Below are 24877 nucleotides of genomic sequence, written 5' to 3'. Positions count from 1 at the left end.
TCATGAAGAGAAAGGGGAATGCGGAATGAAGATTGGGATGATTGGGGCCGGTCTGAGCGGAATCATCGCAGCGCGTGAACTCGTGCGTCAAGGTCATGCCGTTGAACTGATTGAAAAGAGTCGAAGCGTCGGGGGACGCTTAGCGACGCGTCGAATCGGTGACGGACGGGCAGACCATGGAGCGGTATATTTCACGGTGCGTGGAAAAGAGCTCGAACGAGAGGTGCGGTCGTGGATGAATGCGAACTGGGTGCAAGTCTGGTATGCCGACCCTTATCCACGTTATGTCGCGATTAATGGGATGAATGCCCTCGCTAAGCGTTTAGCTGAAGATTTGACCGTACAGTTGAATGAACGAGTGGAGAACGTTCAAGTGGAAGAAGACGGAACCGTCACGGTCAAGACAGACGTGACGACGCGTTCATATGATCGAGTCGTGATGACGGCACCGCTTCCACAGTCATTCGAACTACTAGGGAGTTTGGTCGACCAGATCAAGCCCGCGCTACTTCGTCTCGTATATTCGCCGACGTTCGTGGGTCTTTTTGAATGTGCCGGTGATGTACAGATTGGAGCAGACGGTATTCTCGATCAAGAACTGGTACCTGGTGTATTAAAAATCGTCGATAATCGCCAAAAAGGAATCTCTGCGACACCACTCGTAAGTGTCTATATGGAAGAGGCGTGGAGTGAGGCGTGGTATGAGCGACCGGAAGCAGAGACACTTGCTGAAATAGAGCGGTTAGTGCGTGAAGAAGTCGGAGACCTCGGTATCCAATCACGGCAGTTAAAACATTGGCGTTACGCGCAAGCGAAAGATGTATGGCATGAGCCGTTTTATCAAGTAAGCCATCATCCCATCTATTTAGCAGGGGATGTCTTCCTTGAAGCTGATGATCCATCCGGACGAACGCGATTCGAAAGTGCCTATCTGTCTGGGTTACGTGTGGCAGAATCGGTGCAAGAATCAATAGAAGGTTGAAAATCAAGGAGACTTCGATATGAACTCGATTAAGTTAAAATCGTTAAGTATTGACGATCAATCAGCTCTTCACTTATTTGAATGTGAAAACCGTTCTTACTTCGAACGCTCTGTCCCTAGTCGAGGAGATACATACTACGAACCGCAGGGATTCCGTCATGCGTTAGACCGTCTTTTAATCGAGCAAATTGAAGGTACAGGGCGCTATTATTTGATTTGGCATAATGACACGATCATAGGGCGTATGAATGTGCATTCGATTAGAGATGGAGTCGGTGAGGTGGGTTATCGAATTGGGGAAGATTATAGTGGGCGTGGATACGCTACTTCTGCACTCCAACAACTGCTCGTATGCCATCTCCCGGAATATGTCGAACTGATTGCCGAGACGCTAATCGATCACCACGCATCACAATGTGTATTGATGCGCGCTGGTTTTACACGTAACAATCAAGTACGACAGGTTGAATGGGAAGGGCAGACTTTATCATTTTATACGTTTGTATATAGATTTATGAACCGATAGGGCACTCCTTATCGGTCTTTTTATTTGACGCCATTTAGTTTAGGGCATAAACTATAACCATCTAGTTTAGGGGGTAAACTAAAAATGAAAGCATTGATGCGTGAAGCGGTGCAGTTGTTTGAAGAAGTGATGTTCCATGGGACGGAACATGTCATCGAAGCGATGGAGGGAGACGTATGGCGCGAGTATTCGCGTGAACAGCTCCAACTGTTGAAGTTACTCGATCAGTTTGGACCAACTCCTGCTGGGCAATTGGCGCAAAAACAAGGTGTCCATAAAAGTGCGGTCTCGAATCGCCTGAAAAAGTTGGTCGAAAAAGGACTCGTCACGAGTCGACGAGGACAAGATCAACGGGAACGAATGATTGAATTGACCCCAGAAGGGAAACGGCTCGTCGAAGAAGTGGACGGTGCCGTCTATCGATATGTGGAATCCCTCATCGATGGAGAAGTAGACGAAATTGAAATCGAGCAGTTTGTTCGGACGTTCCGAAAAATAAAGCAATTGCTCCGAATCGGGGAGGAATAACACATGCATAAAATCATTCAATGGCGCTGGGGAATTTTCATTTCCCTCATCGTATTGACGGCAGCATTATTTGTCGCAGCACCGAACTTAACGAAACAAGCAGAAGAGGCAGGGAGCTTCCAACTTGCGGACGACATGGACTCACAACGCGCACAAGCGATTTTAGATGAAGCCGGGAAGAGTGACAAGACCATCTCCCTCGTCTATGAGTTTGAATCAATCGGAGAGACGGAGCGAACAGATGTCGCGCGTGTCATCGAAGAACTTAAACAAAATGAAACGGTCGTGACAGATGTTCTCGATCCGTTCGAAAACGAGGAGACAGAGGCACAGCTTGTCTCAGAAGACGGACGCATCGTCCTCGTCCCAATCACGGTAGAAGGTACGACGGAAGAAATCAATGCGTTTGCTGATGATGTCCGTGAAAACGTGCTCCCGCAAGAGGAGACAGTATATATCACCGGGGAAGAAATCATTAACAATGATGTGAATCTAAGTGCACAGGAAGGGTTGAAAAAGACAGAAATCATCACGGTCGTGTTGATTTTTGGATTACTCCTTCTCGTCTTCCGTTCCATCGTGACCCCGTTCATCCCGCTCATCGCGGTCGGATTCACTTATCTATTGAGTCAATCCTTTGTCGCGTTCTTCGTGGATTGGTTCGGGTTCCCGGTGTCCAACTACACGCAGATCTTCCTTGTCGCCATCTTGTTCGGGATTGGGACAGACTACTGTATCCTGCTTCTTAGCCGTTATAAAGAAGAACTCAGTGCAGGACATGCCATCGAAGACGCCATCGTCAATACGTACAAGACGGCAGGACGGACGGTCCTCATCAGTGGACTCGCGGTCTTCGTCGGTTTTGCCGCCATCGGATTTGCTGATTTTCCAATCTTTAAATCAGCGGTCGCCGTCGCAGTCGGGATTGCGGTGTTGCTGCTGATTCTCTTCACGGTCGTCCCATTCTTTATGGCGACGCTCAAACAGCGACTGTTTTGGCCGTCGAAAAAGGCAGGCGAGCATCATGACAGCAAGCTTTGGGCTAGCTTGAGCCGATTGTCGGTCAATCGCCCGTTCGTATCGATTTTGGTCGTCGGGTTGATTACAGTACCTGTCTTATTCACATATGACGATGCCCGTTCGTTCAATACGGTCGATGAGATTGGAGACGGGTACGATTCGGTTCGTGGACTGAATTTGATCTCAGAAGGGTTCGGTCAAGGGGAATCCCTTCCGGTACAAGTCATTTTGAGACAAGATCAAGCCATTACAGAATCAGAAGTTCCCTATATCGAAAAGTTTGCAAGTGAGCTTGAAAAAGTCGAAGGTGTGAATGGTGTCCGTGCGCTCACACGTCCTACTGGTGAAGTCATCGACGATTTTTATGTCGATACGCAGCTCAGTGAAGTCAGCGATGGCTTGTCTGAAGCGCAGACGGGTCTCGGGGATGTTCAAACTGGATTGGATGAGATTGAGCAAGGATTGAACGGGATTGTTGGACAACTACCAAGCGGTTCAACCAATGCTGGGGCACCGCTTGCAGAAGCAGCAGCGGGGCTGAATCAGTTGAATGGTCAACTTGGTCTCATCGGGCAAGGATTGACAGCGACTCAAAACATCCCGGCCGCAGTCGGACAGCTCGGTCAAGTATCAGCCGGTCTCACACAAATTGAGTCAGGAATCAACGAAGCGGCGTCCGCATTAAATGCACAAGGTTCTCAGGTCGGTGAACTTGGTAGCGGGTTAGCGCAACTGGCGACAGGTGTCGCGGAAGCGAACGACGGGCTAGGACAAATTGAGTCTGGTCTCGGCGAAGCCGTTTCGTTCTTACAACAGTTGAGTGAAGCAGATGCGCTTCGGGAGACAGGCGTGTATCTTCCGGAAGGGACGCTCACATCAGATGAGTTCTCACCTGCAGTCGAACGATATGTCTTCGATGAAGGAATGGCGACTCAGCTCGAGGTCGTCTTAGAGATGGACCCGTATTCGCCAGAAGCGATTGATACCGTTGAGACAATCAAAGAGACGATGAATCGTGCCGTGACGGGAACACCGTATGCGGATGCGACCATCGGATATGCCGGGATCTCAAGTATCAATAGCGATTTAAATGAAACATCGACGAATGATTTCAATCGAACGGTAGCCATCATGCTCGTGACGTTGTTCATCGTTTTGACAGCACTGTTCCGCTCGATGATCATGCCACTCTATATGATTGCTTCGCTTCTCTTGACGTACTATACGTCAGCGGCAATCACAGAGCTGATCTTTGTAGAAGGACTCGGCTATGACGGAATTAGCTGGGCCGTTCCGTTCTTTGGCTTTGTCATGTTGATTGCCCTTGGAATTGACTACTCCATCTTCTTGTTAGATCGATTCCGGGAAGAGACAATCAATGGGAAGACGGTCCGTGAGGCGCTCATCCACTCGATGACGAAGATGGGTACCGTCATTATGACCGCCGCGGTCATCCTCGCCGGGACGTTCGGTGCCATGATTCCGTCAGGCGTGCTCAGTCTCGTCCAAATCGCGACAATCGTCATCACCGGTTTGTTATTGTATGGCTTGATTGTGTTACCCCTCTTGATCCCAGCCATTACGATTTCATTTGGCGATGGTGTCTGGTGGCCATTCCGACAAAAGAAAAAGTCATAAGCAGAAACGGATGTCTCGTATGATGAGATATCCGTTTTTTGGGATAGATTGTGGTGGATTCGGGAACAGAAAGGCAGGTCCATTATTGAAGGAGGAATACTGTATGGAAATCGTCATTACTGCAATCTTGAAAGCCCATCCCGGAAAAGAAGAGGCGTTACGTGACGCGCTGCACCGTGTGATTCCGCCGTCGCGTGCGGAAGAAGGATGTCTCGCGTACGTTCTTCACGAGGCGATTGATGCACCAGGTACGTTTGTCTTCTATGAAAAGTATAAGGATGAAAATGCACTCAATCACCATATCCAGTCGTCGCACTATCAGGCGTATCGTGATGAAGCCGGAGAGCTTCTCGCCGTCCGTGAGGTCTATCGTTTACATGAAGTCTGAAAGGAGACATTCTCATGATTACGCAACCCGTGATTCCATGTATTTGGTTTGAGCAGGACGTTGAAGAGATTGCCGAGTGGTATGTATCCATCTTTCCAGATTCGTTTGTCGACTATACGACGAGATTTTCAAGTTCACCAGCAGGCGATACGACGATTGTGACGCTATCGCTCGCTGGACAATTCTTTCAGTTGCTTGGGGGAGGGACGGTGCAAGAACGGAATCCGTCTATTTCCTACATGGTGTCGCTTCCGACGACGGAAGAAATCAATGCGCTATGGGAACGATTATCTGACGGAGCGGATATCTTGATTCCATTAGACACGTACGACTTCAGTCAGCGTTATGGGTGGTTGCAGGACCGCTATGTTGTCTCCTGGCAAATCATGCATGATGGCGGGATGGACATTCAGCTCGTGACGCCATGTCTATTGTTTGTCAAAGAAGCGTTCGGTCGTGCCGAGGCGGCGATGAACGATTGGATCTCTATTTTCAAAGATTCATATGTATTGGACGGACATACGGTACGATACACCGAAGAAGACGGGGACGAGCTTGACGGGAAAATCAACTATGCTCGTTTCGTCTTATCCGGTCGAGAATTTGTCGTGATGGACAGTAATGAAAATCATACATTTTCGTTTAACGAGACCCAGTCGCTCATCGCTTTTTGTGAGTCGCAAGAAGAAGTCGATTCGTACTGGGAGCAGCTATCGGCTGTACCGGAAGCAGAGGAGTGTGGTTGGCTGAAAGATCGCTATGGCGTCTCCTGGCAAATCATCCCGTGGGAAATGGAAGAGATGATGACGGTAGGTTCGCAAGAGCAGATTGAACAGGTTGTACAGGCATGTCTGCCCATGAAAAAGCTTGATATCGCGACATTGCGTAAAGCTTACTGAACAAAACTCCCGAGACAAATAGCTCGGGAGTTTTTTCATGGACTCATTTGCGAGAGGGCATCCTTCTCGATGATAGTATCCGAGAGCCGGAGCTGACTGGAAGCGCGGTCGATGTAAGGGGCGCATCGATCGAATGCGACTTGCTCTTCCGTCTCAATGGAATAGCATGTGCCGTTACCAGTACGTTCGGTCAAGTCTGGTTCATAGTAATGATCTTCATATCGGAAAGCGCCCGTCCGAAAGACGGTTAGATTTGACGTATCATTTAATAGGGAGTCGCCAAGCATATATGCTGGAGAGATTCCAAGTAAGTCGAGAATCGTCGGGGCGATATCGATTTGTCCACCACTCGCCTCCATGACTTCTCCTGTCGTCGGTCCAGGTGGTTTGATGAAGAGAGGGACAGCACGGTCAAGTTGAAACGCGTCAACCGTCGAGTCCACTTCTTCGAGGGTAGCCATCTCTTCTCCTGGCGCCGTCAGACCGCTATCGTGGTCACCATACATGACGAGAAGCGTCTCATCCCAGAAACCATCTTGTTTCAATCGTTCGATGAACTGACCGACAGCGGCATCGACGAAATGAACGGTATGGTAATAGTTTTCGAGAAGGGGATCGTCGATATCAGATAGGTCCAACCGCTTCTCGTCTTCCGGGATATCGTACGGTGTATGACTCGTTAAAGCGACTAAAAATGCGTAAAATGGTTCATCCAACTCTTCCATGAATCCGACCGACGTATTCAAGAATTCTTGGTCGTTGAGTGCCATCCCGATGATGCCTTGGTCGGGGTAGTCTTTGTCGCTAAAGAAATGATTGAATCCGATATTGTCATAAAAGTCATTGCGATTCCAAAAGTCTTTTCGGAAAGAATGCATGGCTGCCGTATCGTAGCCCACCTCGTTCAAGGATTGAGAGAGCGCGCTGAATTGATTTCCTGGGAAACGCGTATAGACGGAACCAGATTTGACAGGATAAAGTGACGTGTTGACGATGAACTCCGCATCGGACGTTCGCCCTTCATGCGTTTGATGATACACGTTCGGGAAGTAAAGCATGTCACGTCGCAGTCGGTTCAAATTCGGGGTCAGTTCCTGTCCATCAATCTGTTGATCGATGACGGATGTTTGGAATGATTCGAGTTGTAAAACGATAACGTTCGTATCTGGACTTGGGGCACTTAATTCTTGATAAGAGAGTGCTTGAATTTGAGAACGCTCTTCGTCTGTCAGGGCTTCGTTCCATCCCATAGCGCGTTCGACGCCTCGGGCGACATCCATCGCGTGATAGCCCCAAAATCCAAGATGATAGTATTCACGCATATTCGAGATGGGGTCGTCCGCGATCCACTTTTCTCCACGCTGATAACTGAGGGTGAGCGGGATTGTGAAGAGAAGAAATCCGAGTGTGAAGCCAGCGAGCGCCAATCGTCTTCCGTTTCGTTTCCCTTCACGGACAGGATGACGTTTCATATAACGCAAAATCAAACCGTAGATGATGAGGTCGATGAAGAAGAACGCATCGATTGGGCGGATGAGCGTCAAGAAGCCACCTCCGACATCTCCCATCTGCCCGATGTCGGACAGTAAGGCGACGGATAATAAGTCTTCAAAATAGCGATAGTACCAGACGTCCGAGACGAGCAGGGTACTATGCAGGAACAGAGAAACGTATAAAATCCATCGGCGGATCGGATAAGACACGGCGAGTGCCCAACTCGTCAGGAGAAAAATCGTCGCCAAATTGATGAGGAAAAACGAGAAGTCGAACGCCGTCGCGGTCAACCAGCTAAAAAAGAAGAGCTTTGCCAGAGAGAGTGACAAGTAGCTCCAATAATCGAGATATTTCATTAGTGATCTCCTAACTCAAGATGTAGTTACTGTATCCTTTCCTTTCTTATGAACAGAGAAAACGTAGAAAGTGTGATGGAGATTCATTCGTAATCAAAAATATGTAATATATATATTGCGTTAATGGAATATATATATTACATTTTAAGTATTGTGCAACTAAATTAGGAGACAGACATGGGAAATAGAGTAAAAGAACATCGAGTAGAAAAGAATCTTACTCAAACCGATTTGGCAGAGGAGATCGGTGTGACTAGACAGACAATCGGTTTGATCGAATCAAATAAATATAATCCCTCTTTGAAACTCTGTATTGCCATTGCGAGGGTTCTGGGCGTCACTTTAAATGATTTATTCTGGGAGGAGTAAAAGATGAAAGAATCATGGGTCACAATGTTTTTACCAAATGACGAATATAAAGAAAGGCGGATATTGTACTTTATAGCCGAGGCTTTCGTTTTGTTCATTGGATTTTTGGGAGTAGTCGTTCTATTGAATAGATTTTCAGGTATATTCAACACTGAGTCTTCATATATTTTATTGAGTGTTATAGCAATTCTAAGTCTCTATGTATGGATTCGTTATATTGTCTCAGGTATGGAGTATGCAAACATTGTTGAGAAATCTGAATATAAAATGGAACTAAGGAAACTGATTGGTTCTACATCGAAGTTTGCTGTTTTGTTTGCTGGAGTGGCAATAGCATTAAAGGTGACGGGTGTAGTGGTTTACTCTTGGGTGGACTTGTTAGCAATGACACTTCTTTCAAATGGGTTACTTCTGGTCGCACAATTCATTTCACTTCAACGGTCATTTAGAAAAAATCGTGAGCTTTCATGACCGAGGTGATATATTCGTTTTACTTCAAATAGGACGTCTATGTCTTTAAGAGTGCATAACAAAACCAGGTCCCATGCAAACATGGACCTGGTTTTGTTGGATAACTGTGAAGCTCTGATTATGTAATCTCGAACGTATCACGCAGTTCAATGATGGTTCCTTCCGGTGCTTTTAATTTACTTAAATGTCCATCGACGACGAAGTAGATGTTGCCACCGTGCTTCGGTAAAAACGTGACGCCGAGTTGTTCGAGTCGTGCGACTTCCACTTTGAGGTCATCCACATAAAGAGCAAAATGGACGGGACCGGCCACATGTTTCGAGTAGTCTTGTAACGTTTCATCCGTTTTAGCAGTCTGGAGCTCAATATAAAAATCACCGAGCTTGAGCCAACTGTTGAAGTCACGCGTATGGAAGTTTGGCGACTCCTGGACGAGTTCAAAACCGAGCGCTTCGTAAAATGACTTCGATGCGGCATAATCCGGTGTTTGGATACAGATATGATGGATTTGTTTCATTAGTTGTTTCCTTTCGTTTGCAAATCTTTCACTCGATCACGGTGGAACGGGGAAGTCAATTCTTCTGAGATGAGGCTGATCGTATGTCCATCCGGGTCTCGTACGTCAAAACAGGACATACCACCGAAATCGTGAAGCGGGGTCGCAATTAACCCTGCTTGTTCGAACGATTGATACGCGAGCTGGATGTCTTCACAGATGATATTGAAATAAACATGGGCTTGTCCGGACGCATCCTTAAATGTTGCAGGTTGCGTTGAAGTAGTTTGAATCAATCCGAGTTGAGTTGAGCCATCTGGCAGACAGATTCCGATGCCCCCTTCCCAGCGCCCGATTTCTTGGGCATGAAAATAAGTTGTATACCAGTTCAGAGACTGTTCTACATCTGATACGGGAATGAAGATACTTCCGATTCGGAACATAAGATCCCCTCCTTTTTATTGTTAGTGTAGCGAATACAAGCCTTCGAAGATACGGGAGAAGAAACTTTTTACGGGAGAAATCGTATGGGAGAGAGAGAAAATCAATGAGGTGAATGTATGAAAGTAAACGAAATCACGATTCAACCGGTTGATGCAGTCAATCGAGAGGCGGTCATCGCCATGACAGTGGACGAGAAACAATCTCGATTCATCGAGACGAATGCCGAATCCCTTCGAGAGATGATTGAGGATACGAAATACAATTGGCAGAGCTTTGCATTTTATGAAGGCGAGCGACCGGTTGGCTTTATGATGGTCGGAGCGGAAAACCAGTCAGAACGTTACGTGTGGCTCGACCGTTTCATGATTGATCAAAACGAACAGGGGAAAGGCATTGGAACGAAGTGCCTACGCATGGCAGTGGAATTCATCCAGACACAATACGACGTGGATGATATCATCCTCAGTCTCCATCAAGAGAATGAAGCCGCGAAACGATTTTATACGAAGAACGGCTTTGTCGACAGCGGCTTAATCGATGAATGGAATGGTGAAGCGATTTGGGTCTATCATACAAAAAACCGACCGTCATGAGTCGGTCGGATTCTCGGATGGACTTGTTTTTTGCGTGACATTCATAGCTGCCAAGAAGAAGGGGATAGCGGCAAAGAGAAACAAGGTAACGAACCAGTTTTGAAGAAATGGATCGACAAACGTCGGTTTTTCCAACCAGTTCCCGGTTGAGATTTCGGCGTACCAACGTATGTAGAGTGCGATGCGTTCGAGCGTGTATAAGAATCCGGACAAAAACAACAAAATACCACCCGCTACAAGTTGATTGAAACGAGACATAAAACCCCTCCTCTATAGATGTTGTCTATAGTTTACCATTTTAATCCAAAAAGGGGCTTTTATTTGAGTACGCTCGGTCGCAACTGTTTGACGCGTGACAAGACGAGCCAACCGAGAAGCGCGCCCGTCAAACTAGAGGCAAGGAAGGCCGGGACAAAGAAAAATGCACCGAACGTCGAACTCATCAACAGTTTTGCGTACGGGACGGCAATCAACGAAGCGATGACGCCGGTCCCGATGATTTCTCCGAGAGCGGCAGCATAGACGCGGTTCGTGCGAACGAAGAAAATGCCGGCAAGAAACGCACCAATCATGCCACCAGGGAAAGCGAGCAGTGATCCTGTGCCGGTCATAATACGAATGAGCCCGGTGACGAAAGCGACGAGAACGGCTCCGATTGGACCGACAGTGACTGCGGCGATCACGTTCACCATATGCTGAATCGGATAAGCACGGGCAACACCTGTGGGAATCGAGATGAACATCGAACCGACGACGGCGATGGCGACGAGCATTGCCATCCAAGTGAGTTGTTGAATACGCATGAATAGTCTCCTTTCAAAATAAAAACGCCACGTTTCCAGACGGAAAAATGGCGTGGATATACAGAGACGTATCCCAAGCCACTTCCCTACGCTGGTATGAGCCAGATCAGGTTCAAAGGGTCCGGCAAATGCCGTCTCAGCCCGAAGGCTCCCCTAGTGGTCGTTTATTGATTTGAGTATAGCATAAATTGGAAGGGGACGAATATGGAACAACTATCTGTTTTCTGGGAAAACACTGATCTCAAGCATGAGTTTGATCAGTGGATTGATGAATATATTTCGAATGAGACGTGGCATCTAGAAAAAGATACGGATTTGACGTATCTGGTTCATGGCAATGGCGTCTATGCTAAAGCGGTCACTTCAATCAGTCAGAGTGAAGGAATGTTGTCACAATATCTTGCTCATATGTTGCCTCGGCTCGTGCCAGACGTAGTCGCTGTGCATCCGGTTCATCCATGGTTCATCTTGCGAACAGTTTCCGGTCACCCGTTACGTGATGTACCTGATCAGGAACAGTATGAGGTTGCGCTACGAGAGTATGCCAAATTACAGCAACGAATGAGTGGTGAGACGGAGCAACTTTTAAAAATGGGGGTTCCAGACCGTCGTCCGTCTATTCTCAGGGAGGAAATCGAATCGACGTTCGTTGAGATGAGTCTAAATCTGGAGCGGGTGCAGCGGGAAGAAGTGTTGGCACTAAAACCTGAACTTCTGTCGATGTGTGATGAACTAGAAAGTGGTATACCGATGAGTCTCGACCATGGCGATTTGCATGGAGGGAATATTTTCTGGGAGCCTGAAAGCAATCAACCGGTGATTCTCGATTGGGGAGATGCGACAATCACACATCCATTCTTTAGCATGCGTGTTTTTTGGAACATCTTGTTCGATTTATTGCCGGAAGAGGATGATACATTATGGATAGAGAAAATCCATGAGTTACGAAAGGTTTATTTGAAAGAATGGAGAGACGTCGCGCCAACAGAAATACTCGAGCGTCATATGAAGATTGCGGAGGAATTGGGATGCGTGTATCGGGCCATCTCATGGCACACCTACGTCACAGCACATCGTCGGGACAAAAAAGATTCCAGCGACAAACCGGCACAATGGCTCAAGTTGTTGCTGGAATATCGTAAGTTACAACGTGATACGTATTAACCTTCATTCTTGGCTAACAGGTCCTCATAGTCCTTCTCGTTCCAAAAGAGCGGTGAGATGGATTCGGGGCCTTTTAAAATTTCTCCGTCCTGATCATATACGATGGCATACCCGCTCTCGACATCGAATACGAACAAGTCAGCAGTGACTTCGGTCACGCCGTTCCCGGCAATGATCACGTCATCGATTGGCTCCCGTGCCAGTTCGACGCCCGCTTCATCGAGTTCGACGAGGAGGGCTGACGTGTAGGCATGGCGGTCATAGACCGTTTGGAATTCATCCTGTGTGAGGACGACATCGGTAGGTGGGGCACTTGTACCGAATTTCCGATTTTCAATCTCTTCGACGTATTGAAGGAAGGATTCCTCTTGCCAAAATAGCGGAGCGACCGACTCAGAACCATTGATCACCGTTCCGTCCTGACTATCGAAAATGGTAGCATACGTCCCGTCATCGAGCTTGAATGGGTAAATATCCGCATACGTATGCTCGAGGCCGTTGCCTGCGATGATGACCCGTTCGAACGTCTCCCGAAACGGTTTGATTCCTTGTTGTTCAAGGGCAGTAAGGAGCGGTTTCGTTTGTTCGTATTGGTCATAGACGTCTTTAAAGTCCTCACGCGTCCATTCGGTGATGGGTTCATCGGGTGATTCGATTGGGGTTGGATTGTCTGCCACCGTATCTGTACAACCCGTGAGTAAAAGTGCACTTAATCCGAATATCGCCCATCGTCTCATGTTTCCATCCCCTTAACTGACATTTTCCACCATTTTATCATTCATGATGAAAAAGCAGAACCTGTGCACATTCTCACTCGGGGTGAGGACGTGTCGCGTAGGTATCGAGTGTTCTCTTGAAGTGAAGTGTATCTTCTTCAGAAATCGTCACACCTGAAGAGGTGCCGTAGCGAACCGCATGATAAACGGACGGGTTCATCGGTAAATCGATGCGTTGGAACCACTCTTGCAATGTCTCATGAGCACGCAATCGCTTGACTGGTACGAGAGATTGGTTGAATGTGATCAGTGCATCGCGAATCGGGACGTTCGTGAACGCTGTGAGCGTTGAAACGGACGAGGCGTTCTTGTGTTGTAGCGATTCTACAAGCGGGTCTATGCTTGAATCATCATCATCTCGTGCGTTCGTCAAATGCCGTTTTCGTTTTCGATAGACATAGAAACTGAAGCAACAGAATGCGATCAAAGCGACGAATAGTCCGAGATTTCGTCGTGTTGATTCTCCAGATCCCGTGATTCTCTCAAAAAAGCTATGTTTTCCTTTTTGAGGATCCAATTCAAACGGGTAATCTGCTTTGGATTCACCAATTAAAATTCCATCATCCTCATCCGATAGGAGATCAGTTGGAAGACTATGACTTTCCTCGACCGGTATCGTTTCCGGGTTATAGAGCCACTCGAATACACTCGTCGCAATCACCATTATCGTAAAGGTGCCGAGGAGTGTGGCGACAATCATGAGAAGAAACTTGTTCGTCCAGCGCAAGAGGGTACCTCCTTTTGAATTTTCAGACTATTTGTTGTTTATCTTACCATAAAAAGGTAAAGTTTGATTAAGACAAAAAATGGAGGTCGTCATATGGGCATGGAGCAGGTCATCAAACAGTTGAACGAAGTGTATTTAGGAAAAGAGGATGTCGTACGCCTCTGTTGTACGGCGTTACTCGCGGAAGGACATATTCTATTAGAAGATGTGCCAGGCACGGGAAAAACGTTACTTGCCAAAACAATTGCGGCCAGCTTCGACGGGGTGTTTTCCCGGATTCAATTCACGGCCGACTTGTTACCGTCTGATGTGATCGGAGCAGACTATTTCAACATGCAGACGCAGACGTTCGATCATCGCCAAGGACCAATCTTTGCGAACATCGTCTTGATTGATGAAATTAACCGAGCGGTTCCACGAACGCAGTCCGCCTTGCTTGAGGCGATGGAAGAACGACAAGTTTCCATCGGGGGAGAGACATATCCGATGCCGAAACCATTTTTCGTCATCGCGACGCAAAACCCGATTGAATCAGCGGGGACGTTCCCCTTACCGGATGCCCAACTCGATCGCTTCTTGATTTCGATTCCAGTCGGTTATCCTGATGTTGCGGAAGAGAGAGAACTCCTCTTACAAGTGATGCGCCAAACGAGGAAAACCGTAGAGGCGGTTGCGACGTTAGACGAGTTACGCCGTGCTCAGGAGGAAGTGAAGCAAGTATCGATTCAAGATGATGTCCTCGATTACTTACTCGGGCTCGTTCACGCGACCCGGGAACATGCATCCGTCGAGGTCGGTGTCAGTCCACGTGGAGCCATCGCGCTCATGCGAGCGTCTCAAAGTTATGCCTATCTGAACGATCGATTGTACGTCATTCCGGAAGATGTGAAAGCCGTGGCACCTTATGTCTTGTCCCATCGTTTGACGTTGACGCTTGAAGGAGGCATCAAATCGACGAAACAGGACATTATCCGTTACATCTTAGACACCGTCTCTGTGCCGGTAGAGGGCTGAAGATGACCTTCTCGACACATAACGCCCTACAGAAACAATGGATTCCGGTTTATGGATTCGCTGGGGTGATTCTCGTATTCGTCCCGTACATGGAGATTGTCGGATATGCGCTTTGTTTACTTGCGGGCATCGTTTGGTTCTTTGAACGGACACGGAAACAGTTGGAACAAGCTCTTCGGCTTCACATACATAGCCATGAATCCCTTCTCTTTGTCGGGGATGAGACGGAGGTACAACTGATTTTAGATGGAAGTGAAGTCGTCGAACGACTCGGGCTTCCGGTTCGTGTTCGGCTGAAATCCAATACAGCGCTCAGTTTTCCAGCCCACGACCGGTCCCCGAATAGTTTGGATTTGACATTACGGACAGATCAGGCTCGTCACATGCTTCACATTCAAGCCGAATTCCGAGGTCCTGCCTACATCGAAGAATGCGTACTTGCTGTGACGCTCCCGTTTCATCTCGGGACGTACTTACTCGAGTGCCCCATCGAGAAGCGGTGGACGGTATTACCGTCCCTTACGTTACACCCACCGGTCGGCACGAAACGTTTAGCGCTTGGTGACCGGCCTTTGACCGCATCACCACTTCGGAATCCACTGCAGGTTCTGGGGTCAAAGCCTTATGAAGGGGAACCGGTAAAAGAGATTGACTGGGTCGCGACGGCAAAACTTGGACGAGTCCAGTCGAAAGTCTTTCAAAAGACATCGCTCGATACGTTCACGTTCGCAGTCGATTTGAGTGGGCCGTCCGGCTACACGTTACATCACGACTTCGAGTCGATCATCAGCCAAGTCGCATATGTGACGACCCGACTCTTAAAAGAAGAGTGTAAAGTCGAGCTGTTCATCAACCGCTTCAACGGGGAAGGGAAGATGGAACATATCTCTCTTCAAGAGGGAGAGCGAGGTTCACGCCTCATCCTCTTGATGCTGGCCGACCTCCATCCCGGGAACCGTTTCATCTCGACAGACGCGTTCGTCCGTATGGTCGAGCGGAAACGCTTGAAGCAAAGTCATCTCGTCTGGTTCAATCAGCATAACCTGTATGACTAACAAGGAACTTTCTTTCTTCTGGCGAACTGTAATCATACAGAGATGATCGAAAGGGAGAGATCCATATGGCAAAGCGAAAGTATGCGAATCGACGAGACTGGGAAAGGATTTTAAAGAACCGCTATGCGCAAGTTCGTGTTCAGACGGAACAATTTTCAGGCGTCGTCGCCTTATTCCAAATCGATGAGGTTCGGGCACCATTATATAAAAAGCATAAAGGGGAAGAATTCATCGTGGCGGATGCCGGGTTTGCTTGGCTCCAATATTTCCCGGACAATGAACCGTTCGGTGTGACAGCGATGATCAATCCGGAAGGCGAAATCGTGCAGTGGTATATCGACCTCGTTGACCGAATCGGCGAAGAAGAGGGTATCCCTTATATGGATGACTTGTTGCTCGATATTCTCGTGTTTCCAAATGGGGATATCGTCAAAAAGGATGAGGATGAGTTTGAAGAGGCGACCAAGAGCGGCGAGCTGACACCTGAACAGGTCGAACGTGGATGGCGTGAATTCGAAGCGACGCTCGAACGAATCGAACGTGGAGACTTCATCTACTTTGATTTGGCAAAAGGACATTACGAACAGTTAAAACAAAAGCTATGAGCGAATTCACTCTCTCTGCTACAGTAAGAGCGTAGGAGGGGGAGTTTTTATGAAAAAAATTGAAATTGAGACGTGGACACGACGTAAGCACTTCGAGTTTTTCAAAGCGTTTGATGCGCCACATTTCAACGTGACGGCAAACGTAGATGTCACGAACCTATATACATATGCCAAGGAGAGCAATCAATCGTTCTTCAAACTCTTTTTATACGGTGCGGTGAGAGCGGCGAACGCGATTCCGGAATTGCGCTATCGTATCCGTGGTGAAGAGGTCGTCGAACACGAGGTGGTCCACCCTTCGTTCACAGTCATGTTAGACGAGGATGTCTTCAACTTTTGTGCGGCTACGTTTTATGAAGATTTACCGACATTCTTACAGGAAGTGACGACGCGGATGGAGCGAGCTGCCGATGAAGTCGTGGTCGGGGATGACGAGCCCGACGACTTACTGTATGTCACGAGTGTTCCGTGGGTCACGTTCACGAGTATCATGCACCCGACGCATCAGCAACAACATGACAGCGTGCCGCGTATCGCCTGGGGCAAGTTCGAACGTCAAGGCGAGCGTCTGGTTATGCCGTTATCCGTCCAAGCCCATCATGCACTCGTCGATGGGGTACATATCGGTAAGTATTATGAAACGTTACAAGCATGGTTAGATCAAGAATTCGCACAGGAGGGGACCGACGTGACAGAAGAGAATGAGTTTGATCGAGCCGTTCGTCTCCGTGAGGAGGGACAACTTGAGCAGGCGAAGCAACTGTTCTTGTCGCTCTTGCGGAAAGATGAAAAGAATCCGAGGCTACATGCGTACTGTGCGTGGTGCTATGACTCGCTCGGTGAAGAACGTCAAGCGGTCCCGCATTATGAACGGGCCATCCGACTCGGGTTGACGGGGGAAGAGTTGGCGGAATCATATCTCGGACTCGGCAGTACGTATCGGGCACTCGGACGATACACGGAAGCGGAACAGTTATTTGAAGAGGCAATCGAGCAATTCCCGAATCACGGGGCGCTCAAGGTATTTCAAGCGATGACCCATTACAACGTCGGTCGCCATGAAGAAGCGACGGGAACGTTACTTGAACTGCTTGCAAGTCCGAAACCGGACGAGAGCATCGCGCGGTACCGGCGTGCCATCGCATTTTATGCAAGAAACTTAAATGAGACATATGACTAAAGGAGAAAGACATGATTTCACTACGTCCGATCGATGCACAAAATTGGTATACATGCTGTCACTTGGAATTAAGTGAGCAACAACAGTCGTATATGGAGCCGAATGCGATTTCGTTACTTCAAGCGTTGTACGAACCGACATTACGTCCACGTGCGATTTATGAAGATGAGACGATGGTCGGCTTCCTCATGTACAATACAGAACTTGAAGAGTTGGATGCATTGTGGATTTACCGAATCATGATCGACCATGCTCATCAAGGCAAAGGGATTGGTCGACAAGCGACAGAGCTGATGCTTGAAGAAATCGGCGCAGAAAAACCGATTGTCGTCGGCTATCACCCCGAGAACGAGGCAGCGCATCACTTATATGGAAGCCTAGGATTCGTTGATGAAGGCCATCGATTCGGTCGTGAAATGGCTGTAATTCGGCGAGGGGAATGAGATGGGAACAACCCGTCTTATTTTTTAAATCAAATCGATTGACGGAAGAATTGTCGCATGATATATTTATCTCGAATTAAAGATATTTGAATTTAAGTTAATGGCTCTCTTGGACAAAGGAGGGAGACAGATGGAACCATCTGATGCATTAAAAACAATTACTGTGCTGTTACGTGCCTCTCAGTCGTTACAAGACCTGGTGAAGCAGGAAGTGGCGTCTTACGGGTTAAACGCGACCGAGTTCGCCGTACTCGAGTTTTTATATCATAAAGGGGATCAACCGATTCAAGTCATCGGGAAGAAAATTCTCCTCTCGAGCGGAAGCATGACGTACGTCGTGGACCGGTTAGAAGAAAAAGGGTATCTCATTCGTAAGGCTTGTCCGAGCGATCGTCGCATCACATACGCTGCGCTGACAGATGACGGAGAGCGCTTGATGCAAGATATTTTCCCTAAGCATACGGAGCATATGAACGCTGTGTTTGAAGGGATGCAATTAAACGAAACGATTGAACAGTTGAAACAAATAGGAAAGCGGGCAGAAGCCGCAAAAAATTTTAATCATGTATCTTGAAATCAAGATATAAAAGGAGAGAGAATGATGAATCATGTTAAAGGAATTCACCACGTCACAGCAATCACGAGTAGTGCCGAAAAAAACTACGATTTCTTCACTCACGTGTTAGGCATGCGTTTGGTGAAAAAAACGGTCAACCAGGACGACATTCAAACGTATCACTTATTCTTTGCGGACGATAAAGGAAACGCAGGGACAGATATGACCTTCTTCGACTTCCCAGGTATCCCGAAAGGTAAGCACGGAACGAATGAAATCGCGAAAACGTCGTTCCGCGTACCGACAGATGAAGCGTTGACGTATTGGGTCCGTCGCTTCGACCGTCTCGGCGTCGAGCACGAAGGGATTCAAGAACAGTTCGGGAAGAAGACGCTCTCGTTCATCGACTTTGATGAGCAGGCGTATCAACTCATCTCGGATGAGTTCAACGAAGGCATCGCGTCGGGCGAGCCGTGGAAGAACGGTCCAATCCCGCTTGAATACGCGATTACGGGACTCGGTCCAATCTTTATTCGCATCGCAGATATCACATATTTCAAACAAGTGATGGAGCAAGTGATGCTGTTTAAAGAGATCGAGCGAGAAGGTGATGTGTATCTCTTTGAAGGAGGTGAAGGTGGAAACGGAGCGCAAGTGATCGTCATTCACGACGAGACATCTCCACAAGCGCGTCAAGGGTTCGGTACCGTGCACCATGTCGCATTCCGTGTCGAAGACCGTAGCGTCCTCGATGAATGGACAGCACGTCTCCAACAGTTCGGTTTGCCGACTTCTGGCTACGTCGATCGCTTCTTCTTTGAATCATCCTATGCACGTGTCGCGCCGCAAATTTTGTTCGAATGGGCGACAGATGGACCTGGATTCATGGGAGACGAGCCGTACGAGACGGTCGGTGAGAAGTTGTCACTCCCGCCGTTCCTCGAAGCGAAACGTTCGCAAATCGAGGCGATGGTACGACCAATCGATACGGTCAGAAGCACGAAAACATTTGAGAAAGAATATGAGGGCATGAAATGAGTTTCTTAAATCGCTTGATTGGAAAATCAGATGCATCACAACATAACCAAGGAGGAACTACTATGTTAAACATCGGAATCGTACTCGGATCAACTCGTGAAGGTCGCGTCAGTCCACAGGTCGGGGAATGGGTGAAAGAACTCGCCGACAAACATGGCGATGCCAACTATGAAGTCATCGACATCGCAGACTACAACTTGCCACTTCTCGGCGAAGCGGGTCAAGACGCATCTGGCGTTGCAGCCTGGTCGGAGAAAATTGCGCAAATGGACGGATTCATCTTCATCGTCCAAGAATATAACCATTCCATCTCAGCATCTCTTAAAAACGCACTCGACTACTTACGCGTCGAATGGAACAACAAAGCAGCCGGAATCGTCTCATACGGTTCTGTTGGTGGAGCACGGGCAACAGAACATTTACGGGGCATTTTGAGTGAATTGTCAATCGCTCACGTACGTGTCCATCCTGCACTCTCACTCTTCACGGACTTCGAGAACGGTACGCATTTCGCTCCGAAAGAAGTTCAAGCACAATCGGTCAACGATATGCTCGACCAACTCCTTCCATGGACGGAAGCGATGCAATCGGTCCGTACGAAAGCCGGAGAAGTTGCAAACAATTAACAAATCGCGAAGCCAGCCTAAATTTAGGCTGGTTTTTGTGCGTTTTCAGAACAGGTCGTGTAAAGTTGGAAGGGATTAGGGGGAGTGCAGATGTGGAATCGTAAAATCGTCACAGCATCCATCGCTTCGCCCGTCTATGCGATTCTGTTAGCGTGTGGGGTCACTATGATGGGTGTACGAGAAAATGGAGGGATGAGTGGCGTACTGAATGGCTTCCTTTTGATGACGGTTGCCTATGTAGCGGTCAGTTTTCCGATTATGTTGACCTACGGTGTCGTGACCTCATGGTGCAGTGACTGGTTGGCGAATCGACTCAGTTCGAAACGATTCAGGTGGTTCACTTCGTTTGTTTTACATATACTATTCGGGCTCGTCTTGTCATGGCTCAGTCTTCTCGCAGCGACCTTGTTTTACTTGGTGGATCGTCTACTACAGCATCGGGGAGACATAACAAAACCACAAACAGTGAAAAGTCTGCTCATCCCAATCGGATATTTGCTTATTGTAACGGGAAGTGTGTATATCATCGATGTCATCCAAGATCTTTTCGTTCGATTCAACTTCTTTTAGGGAAACGAACAAGGATACATTAACATAAGGAGGGGTAAAAATGAGATGGATGATTTATGGGGCGAATGGCTATACGGGTGAGCTGATTGCACGACAAGCCGCTCGTGACGGAATGCGTCCGGTTCTTGCCGGACGAAACGCAAGAGCGATTCATCGCCTAGGAGATGAACTGGGTTGCGAAACATCGATTTTCGCATTGAGTCGTGAAGCCGCAATCGAGGCGCTTCACGATGTAGATTTAGTCCTTCATTGTGCAGGTCCTTTCACGGATACGAGCCAAGTGATGATCGAGGCATGTCTAGAGACAGGTACGCATTACTTAGATATTACCGGGGAAATCGACGTGTTCGAATATGTCCATTCTAAACAGCGAGCGGCTCAAGCCAAAGAACGTGGTGTGATTTTATGCTCGGGTGTCGGATTTGATGTCATTCCGACCGACTGTGTCGCGCGGAAATTAAAAGAGTTGATACCGGATGCGACAACACTCGCTCTTGGCTTTTCGGCGGCAGCTGGCATCTCACCAGGAACCATGAAGACGGCCGTTCGTGGACTAGGGTCGAGTAGTGTGGAACGTGTGAACGGCAAATTATCACCATTTCCAATTGGGGCAAAGCGGAGAACGATTGATTTTGGTCGCGGAAGCCGTACCGCGATTGCGATTCCGTGGGGAGACGTTTCGACCGCCTACTACACGACGGACATTCCGAATATTACGACATGGGTACCAGTGCCGACAGCGGCCGCCTATGCTGCTCGCGCTTTGTCATGGTTCAGCCCGATTCTTGGAAAAGAGGCCGTGCAGGAACGATTGCTCCGTTATGTCGACGAAAACGTATCAGGACCAGACGAGGCTTTACGTGAAAAATCATCGACGTACGTATGGGGCGAAGCAACGAATGAGGAAGGACGAAAAGTAGTCGTCCGTATTCAAACGGCAAGTACGTATGCCTTCACCGTGTACGGGGCGCTCGCCGTCGTCAAGCGGTTGCTCGGTTCGGGTGGGATGCTTGCCGGAAGCTTTACACCAGCCATGCTATTCGGATCTCACTTTATCGAAGAGATTCAAGGTTCCTCTTCGTTCGTGATTGATGAGATTCGTCCATGAATCGAGAAGTATGGGATTTACTCGACGAAAACCGGCAACCGCTCGGTCGAACGCACTTTCGTGGGGATGAATTAGAGCCGCATACGTTTCACACGGTCATCGAAGTGTTCACGTTCGATCCAGATGGGAGATTATTGCTGTCGAAGCGTCATCCGGATAAGACGTATCCGCTTCTGTGGGAAGGGACGGGCGGCTCGATTTTGGCTGGGGAAACGAGTCGACAAGGTGCGGTCCGTGAGCTAAAAGAAGAGTTGGGACTATATGTATTGCCTGAGCAACTCCGGTTCGTGACAACGATTGAGCGGGGCACATATTTCTTGGATATGTATTGTCTCGTGTGCGAGAAACCAATCGACTTTGAACGACTGTCACTGCAAGCAGATGAAGTCGTCGATGTGACGTTACAAGAGTGGGAGACGGTCCTTGAGTGTGTAGAACTCGTCCCTTCTGTTCGGGAACGGCTGATTCAATACGGTCATCTCATTCGACCGTGAACATGTGCTACACTCAACATGGAATATACAAGGGAGGGAAGAGCGTGAATCGTTTAGAATTGGCAAGGCGTATCGAACGCATCAAAGCAGAGGGGACGTCTGCTTACATTCGACATCGTAAACAAACCCCTCCCTATGAAGGTGCGGAACTACACGTAGAAGGAAAAGGACACGTGTTCAAAATGGGGAATATGAGTTTTGCGGTCGGATTTGGATTGAATCGGCCGACAAGCTTTTACGACCTGCATCAAATGGAAAAATGGGTACGCGGGAAAAATGTCTCGCGTCTACATATTGAGGTTTGTCCATTAGCGGAAGACTCCTTGCTCCGCTTATTGCAAGAACGTAACTACACGCTCGATCATTTTTTGGACGTATGGACGTTGGATTTGACACAGCATGCCTCCACATCTGTACCGACTCAGGTCGAAAAAGTGAAGGATGAGACACTCCATGAGTGGGCATACGCCGTTGCGGCTGGATTCGCCGAGTCGGGCACAATCCTTCAAGAGACGGTCGATACAGCCAAAGGCTTTTACGCACTGCCGAGTAATCATGCTTATCTCGTGCGAGAAGAGGATGCTGTCGTAGCGGGTGGGATTTTAGCCACGCAAGACGGGATTGGAGAGTTGTTTCTGACGAGCACCGTTCCGACGTATCGGCAAAAAGGGTACCAGACACAACTTATTTTGGAACGAATTGCCGAAGCGAAAGCACTTGGATGCAATCTGTTGACGGTTACGACGAAAGTCGATTCGGCGTCTGGTCGCAATATGGAACGGCTTGGATTTCAGCCGTTCTATCAAAAAGCGGTCATGAAAAGTCCAATCCTTAAATAAGCAGGTCGCCTCGGGTGAGGTGACCTGCTTTTCGATTACAAGAGCGATTCAGCCCCATCGACGTATACTTCAGAGCCGGTGACGTGGCTCGACATGTTGCTCGCGAAAAATAAGACGACATCGGCGACTTGTTTCGCGGAGCCCGATTTTCCGGCAAGCGGTTGATTCCCGAGTGGATATTCGATTGGAATGACAACTTCTTCGAGCAACGCATCGTCTCGATTGGTCGAATCGTCAATATTCGTATCGATGGCCCCGGGACAAATGGAATTGACACGAATCCCGAATTGAGCGAGTTCCGCAGCAGCCATTTTTGCAAAGCCGGTTTGACCTGCTTTTGTCGTCGCGTAGCCACTGAATCCGAAATTTTTAAAATAGCGGTTCCCGTTAATCGATGAAGTGATAATGATACTCCCGCCATTCTCTTTCAAATGAGGAATAGCATGTTTGACGGTCAAAAAGGTTCCAGTGAGGTTCGTCTCCACCACGCCATTCCAATCATCCAATGATAAATGTTCAATCGGTGTGATGGTCCCGTTTCGACCGGCGTTCGCGAAGACGATATCGAGTTGACCAAATCGTTCCATTGTCCGTTCGTAGGCCTCTTTCATTGCGGATTCATCCGACACATCTGCACTGATGCCGATGGCGCGTTCTTCCCCGACAAGGCTTGCGAGACGCATCGCATCTTCTTCATTCAAATCGACAATGGCGACTTTTGCTCCGGCTTGAATGAAGCGGATGACCGCGGCACGTCCGATTCCGGAGGCTGCCCCGGTCACAAACGCTACTTTTCCAGATAGTAATTTATTTGAAATCAATCCGATCACTCCTTTTTATGATTCTGTTCTCATATTCCACAGTTCTGGAAAAGTTACGCTTCATTTCAAAAAAATCATGGAGCGGTGACTTCGATTGTGCGTGCGATGTTCAAGTTCGAATCCGTCGGGATGACCTCGATTGTCACCAGTTGGCCGCTCTGTAGTCCTTGTACGCTATTGACGATGCCGGTAACTTCGGTTTGATCATTGATCAAGATGACACGCAATGTGACTTTTTCAGAGGATTCGGTAGATTCAATCAATATTTGGGGGATATCGATTCGTTCAATCTGTCCTTCGACCATGTTGTCATTCCACGTGCTCATCCAATAAACGGCGACTAAAAAAAGACCGAGAAAGATTAAGGCAAAGTTTAATCGTGAACTCATGTCTACCTCACTCCTTTGTCGTCCCGTTCCGCATCTTATCTAATTTACCTTTACCCGGAAATTCCCTCATTACTTGAAAAAATAGTAGGAATCACAAGAAAAATGGGGAATAGAAAGAAAAACGAAAAGGTGAGGTGTGGGCATGTGGATGATGGTTGGTGCGCTAGGATTGGTTGCTTGTGTTTGGATTGCGTTTGGTTGGTTCACCATTGGTAATGCAAAGCGACGAGTATGGGGAGGTCTTTTTTCACTCAGTATGACTTGTCTGTTTGCACCGCTCTTCCTCGTGAAACTTGGAGAACAGTATGGATTTGTTGGGATTCAAGTAGGGTTGACCGCTTTATTCGGCGTACTCGCAGGTGCATTTTTCTTTGTGGCACTCGGATGGACAGGACGCCCGGCGAAAGTTCGAAAAGTGAGAACGTTATCGGAAGACCCTGATTTATTTTGAAGCATGATTTACCA

32 protein-coding genes and 1 riboswitch are annotated in these 24877 nt (G+C 48.0%); of the genes, 23 read left to right on the top strand and 9 right to left on the bottom strand.

The features are described 5' to 3' along the window. Positions 1-25 precede the first annotated feature (25 nt). The 6 genes from GVY43_RS10450 (at position 26) to GVY43_RS10425 (ending at position 5981) form a co-directional block, all read left to right on the top strand. Entirely contained in the window at positions 26-982 is a 957-nt protein-coding gene (locus GVY43_RS10450; RefSeq protein ID WP_159563143.1) for an NAD(P)/FAD-dependent oxidoreductase, read from the top strand. Positions 983-1001: 19 nt separating this feature from the next. After that, on the top strand, positions 1002-1508 hold the full coding sequence (locus GVY43_RS10445; protein WP_159563142.1) for a GNAT family N-acetyltransferase: 507 nt from the start codon (positions 1002-1004) through the stop codon (positions 1506-1508). A gap of 84 nt (positions 1509-1592) precedes the next feature. Continuing rightward, entirely contained in the window at positions 1593-2036 is a 444-nt protein-coding gene (locus tag GVY43_RS10440) for a MarR family winged helix-turn-helix transcriptional regulator (RefSeq protein ID WP_159563141.1), read from the top strand. 3 nt (positions 2037-2039) lie between these two features. Beyond that, a complete protein-coding gene (locus tag GVY43_RS10435; RefSeq protein ID WP_012727628.1) occupies positions 2040-4694 on the top strand; it encodes an MMPL family transporter in 2655 nt (884 codons plus the stop codon). Positions 4695-4797: 103 nt separating this feature from the next. Further along, entirely contained in the window at positions 4798-5082 is a 285-nt protein-coding gene (locus GVY43_RS10430) for a putative quinol monooxygenase (protein ID WP_159563140.1), read from the top strand. A 14-nt stretch (positions 5083-5096) separates the two neighbouring features. After that, the gene (locus tag GVY43_RS10425; protein ID WP_159563139.1) at positions 5097-5981 is read left to right on the top strand and encodes a VOC family protein; all 885 of its coding nucleotides are present in this window, start codon (positions 5097-5099) and stop codon (positions 5979-5981) included. A 35-nt stretch (positions 5982-6016) separates the two neighbouring features. On the opposite strand, the gene GVY43_RS10420 is transcribed toward GVY43_RS10425, so the two are convergent. Beyond that, positions 6017-7831, bottom strand: coding sequence for an LTA synthase family protein (locus GVY43_RS10420; RefSeq protein ID WP_159563138.1), 1815 nt, complete (start codon positions 7829-7831; stop codon positions 6017-6019). A gap of 177 nt (positions 7832-8008) precedes the next feature. On the opposite strand from GVY43_RS10420, the gene GVY43_RS10415 reads away from it, so the two are divergent. Together GVY43_RS10415 and GVY43_RS10410 are read left to right on the top strand one after the other, a co-directional pair. Next, on the top strand, positions 8009-8200 hold the full coding sequence (locus GVY43_RS10415; protein ID WP_159563137.1) for a helix-turn-helix transcriptional regulator: 192 nt from the start codon (positions 8009-8011) through the stop codon (positions 8198-8200). A 3-nt stretch (positions 8201-8203) separates the two neighbouring features. After that, complete coding sequence (locus GVY43_RS10410) at positions 8204-8671, top strand: hypothetical protein (RefSeq protein ID WP_159563136.1); 468 nt, start codon at positions 8204-8206, stop codon at positions 8669-8671. Between the two features lie 118 nt (positions 8672-8789). Here GVY43_RS10410 and GVY43_RS10405 read toward each other — a convergent pair whose 3' ends face one another. Both GVY43_RS10405 and GVY43_RS10400 read right to left on the bottom strand, forming a co-directional pair. Beyond that, on the bottom strand, positions 8790-9188 hold the full coding sequence (locus tag GVY43_RS10405) for a VOC family protein (RefSeq protein WP_159563135.1): 399 nt from the start codon (positions 9186-9188) through the stop codon (positions 8790-8792). After that, positions 9188-9610 carry a VOC family protein gene (locus GVY43_RS10400; RefSeq protein ID WP_159563134.1) on the bottom strand — a complete coding sequence of 141 codons (423 nt, stop codon included), beginning with the start codon at positions 9608-9610 and terminating at the stop codon, positions 9188-9190. The genes GVY43_RS10405 and GVY43_RS10400 overlap by 1 nt, the downstream gene beginning before the upstream one ends. A gap of 117 nt (positions 9611-9727) precedes the next feature. Between GVY43_RS10400 and GVY43_RS10395 the strand changes: the two genes are divergently transcribed. After that, positions 9728-10204, top strand: a complete 477-nt coding sequence (locus tag GVY43_RS10395; RefSeq protein WP_159563133.1) for a GNAT family N-acetyltransferase — start codon at positions 9728-9730, stop codon at positions 10202-10204. On the opposite strand, the gene GVY43_RS10390 is transcribed toward GVY43_RS10395, so the two are convergent. After that, positions 10199-10462 (bottom strand): hypothetical protein, encoded by a 264-nt coding sequence (locus tag GVY43_RS10390; RefSeq protein ID WP_031421897.1) that lies wholly within the window; start codon positions 10460-10462, stop codon positions 10199-10201. The genes GVY43_RS10395 and GVY43_RS10390 overlap by 6 nt on opposite strands. Before the next feature lie 59 nt (positions 10463-10521). Beyond that, on the bottom strand, positions 10522-11007 hold the full coding sequence (gene thiW / locus GVY43_RS10385) for an energy coupling factor transporter S component ThiW (protein WP_159563132.1): 486 nt from the start codon (positions 11005-11007) through the stop codon (positions 10522-10524). A 66-nt stretch (positions 11008-11073) separates the two neighbouring features. Beyond that, a riboswitch (TPP riboswitch) is annotated at positions 11074-11172 on the bottom strand. A 39-nt stretch (positions 11173-11211) separates the two neighbouring features. On the opposite strand from thiW, the gene GVY43_RS10380 reads away from it, so the two are divergent. Next, entirely contained in the window at positions 11212-12171 is a 960-nt protein-coding gene (locus GVY43_RS10380) for an aminoglycoside phosphotransferase family protein (RefSeq protein ID WP_159563131.1), read from the top strand. Here GVY43_RS10380 and GVY43_RS10375 read toward each other — a convergent pair. Next, positions 12168-12908 carry a hypothetical protein gene (locus GVY43_RS10375; protein ID WP_159563130.1) on the bottom strand — a complete coding sequence of 247 codons (741 nt, stop codon included), beginning with the start codon at positions 12906-12908 and terminating at the stop codon, positions 12168-12170. The two genes, GVY43_RS10380 and GVY43_RS10375, sit on opposite strands and share 4 nt — an antisense overlap. A gap of 73 nt (positions 12909-12981) precedes the next feature. Beyond that, a complete protein-coding gene (locus tag GVY43_RS10370) occupies positions 12982-13674 on the bottom strand; it encodes a hypothetical protein (protein ID WP_159563129.1) in 693 nt (230 codons plus the stop codon). 93 nt (positions 13675-13767) lie between these two features. Between GVY43_RS10370 and GVY43_RS10365 the strand changes: the two genes are divergently transcribed. From GVY43_RS10365 to GVY43_RS10310, 12 genes are all read left to right on the top strand, one after another. Then, positions 13768-14688 carry a MoxR family ATPase gene (locus tag GVY43_RS10365; RefSeq protein ID WP_012727616.1) on the top strand — a complete coding sequence of 307 codons (921 nt, stop codon included), beginning with the start codon at positions 13768-13770 and terminating at the stop codon, positions 14686-14688. A gap of 2 nt (positions 14689-14690) precedes the next feature. Then, positions 14691-15743: a DUF58 domain-containing protein gene (locus tag GVY43_RS10360; protein ID WP_159563128.1), complete on the top strand. Its 1053-nt coding sequence runs from the start codon at positions 14691-14693 to the stop codon at positions 15741-15743. Positions 15744-15808: 65 nt separating this feature from the next. Then, positions 15809-16348 carry a DUF402 domain-containing protein gene (locus tag GVY43_RS10355; RefSeq protein WP_159563127.1) on the top strand — a complete coding sequence of 180 codons (540 nt, stop codon included), beginning with the start codon at positions 15809-15811 and terminating at the stop codon, positions 16346-16348. Positions 16349-16397: 49 nt separating this feature from the next. Beyond that, positions 16398-17528, top strand: coding sequence for a tetratricopeptide repeat protein (locus GVY43_RS10350; RefSeq protein ID WP_159563126.1), 1131 nt, complete (start codon positions 16398-16400; stop codon positions 17526-17528). An 11-nt stretch (positions 17529-17539) separates the two neighbouring features. Next, a complete protein-coding gene (locus tag GVY43_RS10345; RefSeq protein ID WP_159563125.1) occupies positions 17540-17971 on the top strand; it encodes a GNAT family N-acetyltransferase in 432 nt (143 codons plus the stop codon). Between the two features lie 130 nt (positions 17972-18101). Continuing rightward, on the top strand, positions 18102-18545 hold the full coding sequence (locus GVY43_RS10340; protein ID WP_031421914.1) for a MarR family winged helix-turn-helix transcriptional regulator: 444 nt from the start codon (positions 18102-18104) through the stop codon (positions 18543-18545). 27 nt (positions 18546-18572) lie between these two features. Beyond that, the gene (locus GVY43_RS10335; protein WP_159563124.1) at positions 18573-19565 is read left to right on the top strand and encodes a ring-cleaving dioxygenase; all 993 of its coding nucleotides are present in this window, start codon (positions 18573-18575) and stop codon (positions 19563-19565) included. Next, positions 19562-20191 (top strand): NADPH-dependent FMN reductase, encoded by a 630-nt coding sequence (locus tag GVY43_RS10330; RefSeq protein ID WP_371729915.1) that lies wholly within the window; start codon positions 19562-19564, stop codon positions 20189-20191. Before GVY43_RS10335 ends, GVY43_RS10330 begins: the two co-directional genes overlap by 4 nt. Before the next feature lie 90 nt (positions 20192-20281). Then, the gene (locus GVY43_RS10325; protein ID WP_159563122.1) at positions 20282-20761 is read left to right on the top strand and encodes a hypothetical protein; all 480 of its coding nucleotides are present in this window, start codon (positions 20282-20284) and stop codon (positions 20759-20761) included. 40 nt (positions 20762-20801) lie between these two features. Then, positions 20802-21869, top strand: a complete 1068-nt coding sequence (locus GVY43_RS10320; protein ID WP_159563121.1) for a trans-acting enoyl reductase family protein — start codon at positions 20802-20804, stop codon at positions 21867-21869. Next, complete coding sequence (locus GVY43_RS10315) at positions 21866-22363, top strand: NUDIX domain-containing protein (protein ID WP_159563120.1); 498 nt, start codon at positions 21866-21868, stop codon at positions 22361-22363. The genes GVY43_RS10320 and GVY43_RS10315 overlap by 4 nt, the downstream gene beginning before the upstream one ends. Before the next feature lie 44 nt (positions 22364-22407). After that, positions 22408-23202, top strand: a complete 795-nt coding sequence (locus tag GVY43_RS10310; protein ID WP_159563119.1) for a GNAT family N-acetyltransferase — start codon at positions 22408-22410, stop codon at positions 23200-23202. Between the two features lie 35 nt (positions 23203-23237). On the opposite strand, the gene GVY43_RS10305 is transcribed toward GVY43_RS10310, so the two are convergent. Both GVY43_RS10305 and GVY43_RS10300 read right to left on the bottom strand, forming a co-directional pair. Continuing rightward, the gene (locus tag GVY43_RS10305; protein ID WP_074035413.1) at positions 23238-24023 is read right to left on the bottom strand and encodes an SDR family NAD(P)-dependent oxidoreductase; all 786 of its coding nucleotides are present in this window, start codon (positions 24021-24023) and stop codon (positions 23238-23240) included. Between the two features lie 74 nt (positions 24024-24097). After that, positions 24098-24412 carry a hypothetical protein gene (locus GVY43_RS10300; protein ID WP_159563118.1) on the bottom strand — a complete coding sequence of 105 codons (315 nt, stop codon included), beginning with the start codon at positions 24410-24412 and terminating at the stop codon, positions 24098-24100. 142 nt (positions 24413-24554) lie between these two features. Here GVY43_RS10300 and GVY43_RS10295 point away from each other — a divergent pair, with 142 nt between their 5' ends. Then, positions 24555-24863, top strand: coding sequence for a hypothetical protein (locus tag GVY43_RS10295; protein WP_031421923.1), 309 nt, complete (start codon positions 24555-24557; stop codon positions 24861-24863). Positions 24864-24877 lie beyond the last annotated feature (14 nt).

This window comes from Exiguobacterium sp. 8H, assembly GCF_902506255.1.
Lineage (GTDB): Bacteria > Bacillota > Bacilli > Exiguobacteriales > Exiguobacteriaceae > Exiguobacterium > Exiguobacterium profundum.
This window is presented reverse-complemented; position numbering and strand designations above follow the sequence as displayed.

Bases quoted from the DNA above. Each gene is read 5' to 3' on its own strand.
- GVY43_RS10450 (WP_159563143.1), top strand. From the start codon at position 26: ATGAAGATTGGGATGATTGGGGCCGGTCTGAGCGGAATCATCGCAGCG.
- GVY43_RS10445 (WP_159563142.1), top strand. From the start codon at position 1,002: ATGAACTCGATTAAGTTAAAATCGTTAAGTATTGACGATCAATCAGCT.
- GVY43_RS10440 (WP_159563141.1), top strand. From the start codon at position 1,593: ATGAAAGCATTGATGCGTGAAGCGGTGCAGTTGTTTGAAGAAGTGATG.
- GVY43_RS10435 (WP_012727628.1), top strand. From the start codon at position 2,040: ATGCATAAAATCATTCAATGGCGCTGGGGAATTTTCATTTCCCTCATC.
- GVY43_RS10430 (WP_159563140.1), top strand. From the start codon at position 4,798: ATGGAAATCGTCATTACTGCAATCTTGAAAGCCCATCCCGGAAAAGAA.
- GVY43_RS10425 (WP_159563139.1), top strand. From the start codon at position 5,097: ATGATTACGCAACCCGTGATTCCATGTATTTGGTTTGAGCAGGACGTT.
- GVY43_RS10420 (WP_159563138.1), bottom strand. From the start codon at position 7,831: ATGAAATATCTCGATTATTGGAGCTACTTGTCACTCTCTCTGGCAAAG.
- GVY43_RS10415 (WP_159563137.1), top strand. From the start codon at position 8,009: ATGGGAAATAGAGTAAAAGAACATCGAGTAGAAAAGAATCTTACTCAA.
- GVY43_RS10410 (WP_159563136.1), top strand. From the start codon at position 8,204: ATGAAAGAATCATGGGTCACAATGTTTTTACCAAATGACGAATATAAA.
- GVY43_RS10405 (WP_159563135.1), bottom strand. From the start codon at position 9,188: ATGAAACAAATCCATCATATCTGTATCCAAACACCGGATTATGCCGCA.
- GVY43_RS10400 (WP_159563134.1), bottom strand. From the start codon at position 9,610: ATGTTCCGAATCGGAAGTATCTTCATTCCCGTATCAGATGTAGAACAG.
- GVY43_RS10395 (WP_159563133.1), top strand. From the start codon at position 9,728: ATGAAAGTAAACGAAATCACGATTCAACCGGTTGATGCAGTCAATCGA.
- GVY43_RS10390 (WP_031421897.1), bottom strand. From the start codon at position 10,462: ATGTCTCGTTTCAATCAACTTGTAGCGGGTGGTATTTTGTTGTTTTTG.
- thiW (WP_159563132.1), bottom strand. From the start codon at position 11,007: ATGCGTATTCAACAACTCACTTGGATGGCAATGCTCGTCGCCATCGCC.
- GVY43_RS10380 (WP_159563131.1), top strand. From the start codon at position 11,212: ATGGAACAACTATCTGTTTTCTGGGAAAACACTGATCTCAAGCATGAG.
- GVY43_RS10375 (WP_159563130.1), bottom strand. From the start codon at position 12,908: ATGAGACGATGGGCGATATTCGGATTAAGTGCACTTTTACTCACGGGT.
- GVY43_RS10365 (WP_012727616.1), top strand. From the start codon at position 13,768: ATGGGCATGGAGCAGGTCATCAAACAGTTGAACGAAGTGTATTTAGGA.
- GVY43_RS10360 (WP_159563128.1), top strand. From the start codon at position 14,691: ATGACCTTCTCGACACATAACGCCCTACAGAAACAATGGATTCCGGTT.
- GVY43_RS10355 (WP_159563127.1), top strand. From the start codon at position 15,809: ATGGCAAAGCGAAAGTATGCGAATCGACGAGACTGGGAAAGGATTTTA.
- GVY43_RS10350 (WP_159563126.1), top strand. From the start codon at position 16,398: ATGAAAAAAATTGAAATTGAGACGTGGACACGACGTAAGCACTTCGAG.
- GVY43_RS10345 (WP_159563125.1), top strand. From the start codon at position 17,540: ATGATTTCACTACGTCCGATCGATGCACAAAATTGGTATACATGCTGT.
- GVY43_RS10340 (WP_031421914.1), top strand. From the start codon at position 18,102: ATGGAACCATCTGATGCATTAAAAACAATTACTGTGCTGTTACGTGCC.
- GVY43_RS10335 (WP_159563124.1), top strand. From the start codon at position 18,573: ATGAATCATGTTAAAGGAATTCACCACGTCACAGCAATCACGAGTAGT.
- GVY43_RS10330 (WP_371729915.1), top strand. From the start codon at position 19,562: ATGAGTTTCTTAAATCGCTTGATTGGAAAATCAGATGCATCACAACAT.
- GVY43_RS10325 (WP_159563122.1), top strand. From the start codon at position 20,282: ATGTGGAATCGTAAAATCGTCACAGCATCCATCGCTTCGCCCGTCTAT.
- GVY43_RS10320 (WP_159563121.1), top strand. From the start codon at position 20,802: ATGAGATGGATGATTTATGGGGCGAATGGCTATACGGGTGAGCTGATT.
- GVY43_RS10315 (WP_159563120.1), top strand. From the start codon at position 21,866: ATGAATCGAGAAGTATGGGATTTACTCGACGAAAACCGGCAACCGCTC.
- GVY43_RS10300 (WP_159563118.1), bottom strand. From the start codon at position 24,412: ATGAGTTCACGATTAAACTTTGCCTTAATCTTTCTCGGTCTTTTTTTA.
- GVY43_RS10295 (WP_031421923.1), top strand. From the start codon at position 24,555: ATGTGGATGATGGTTGGTGCGCTAGGATTGGTTGCTTGTGTTTGGATT.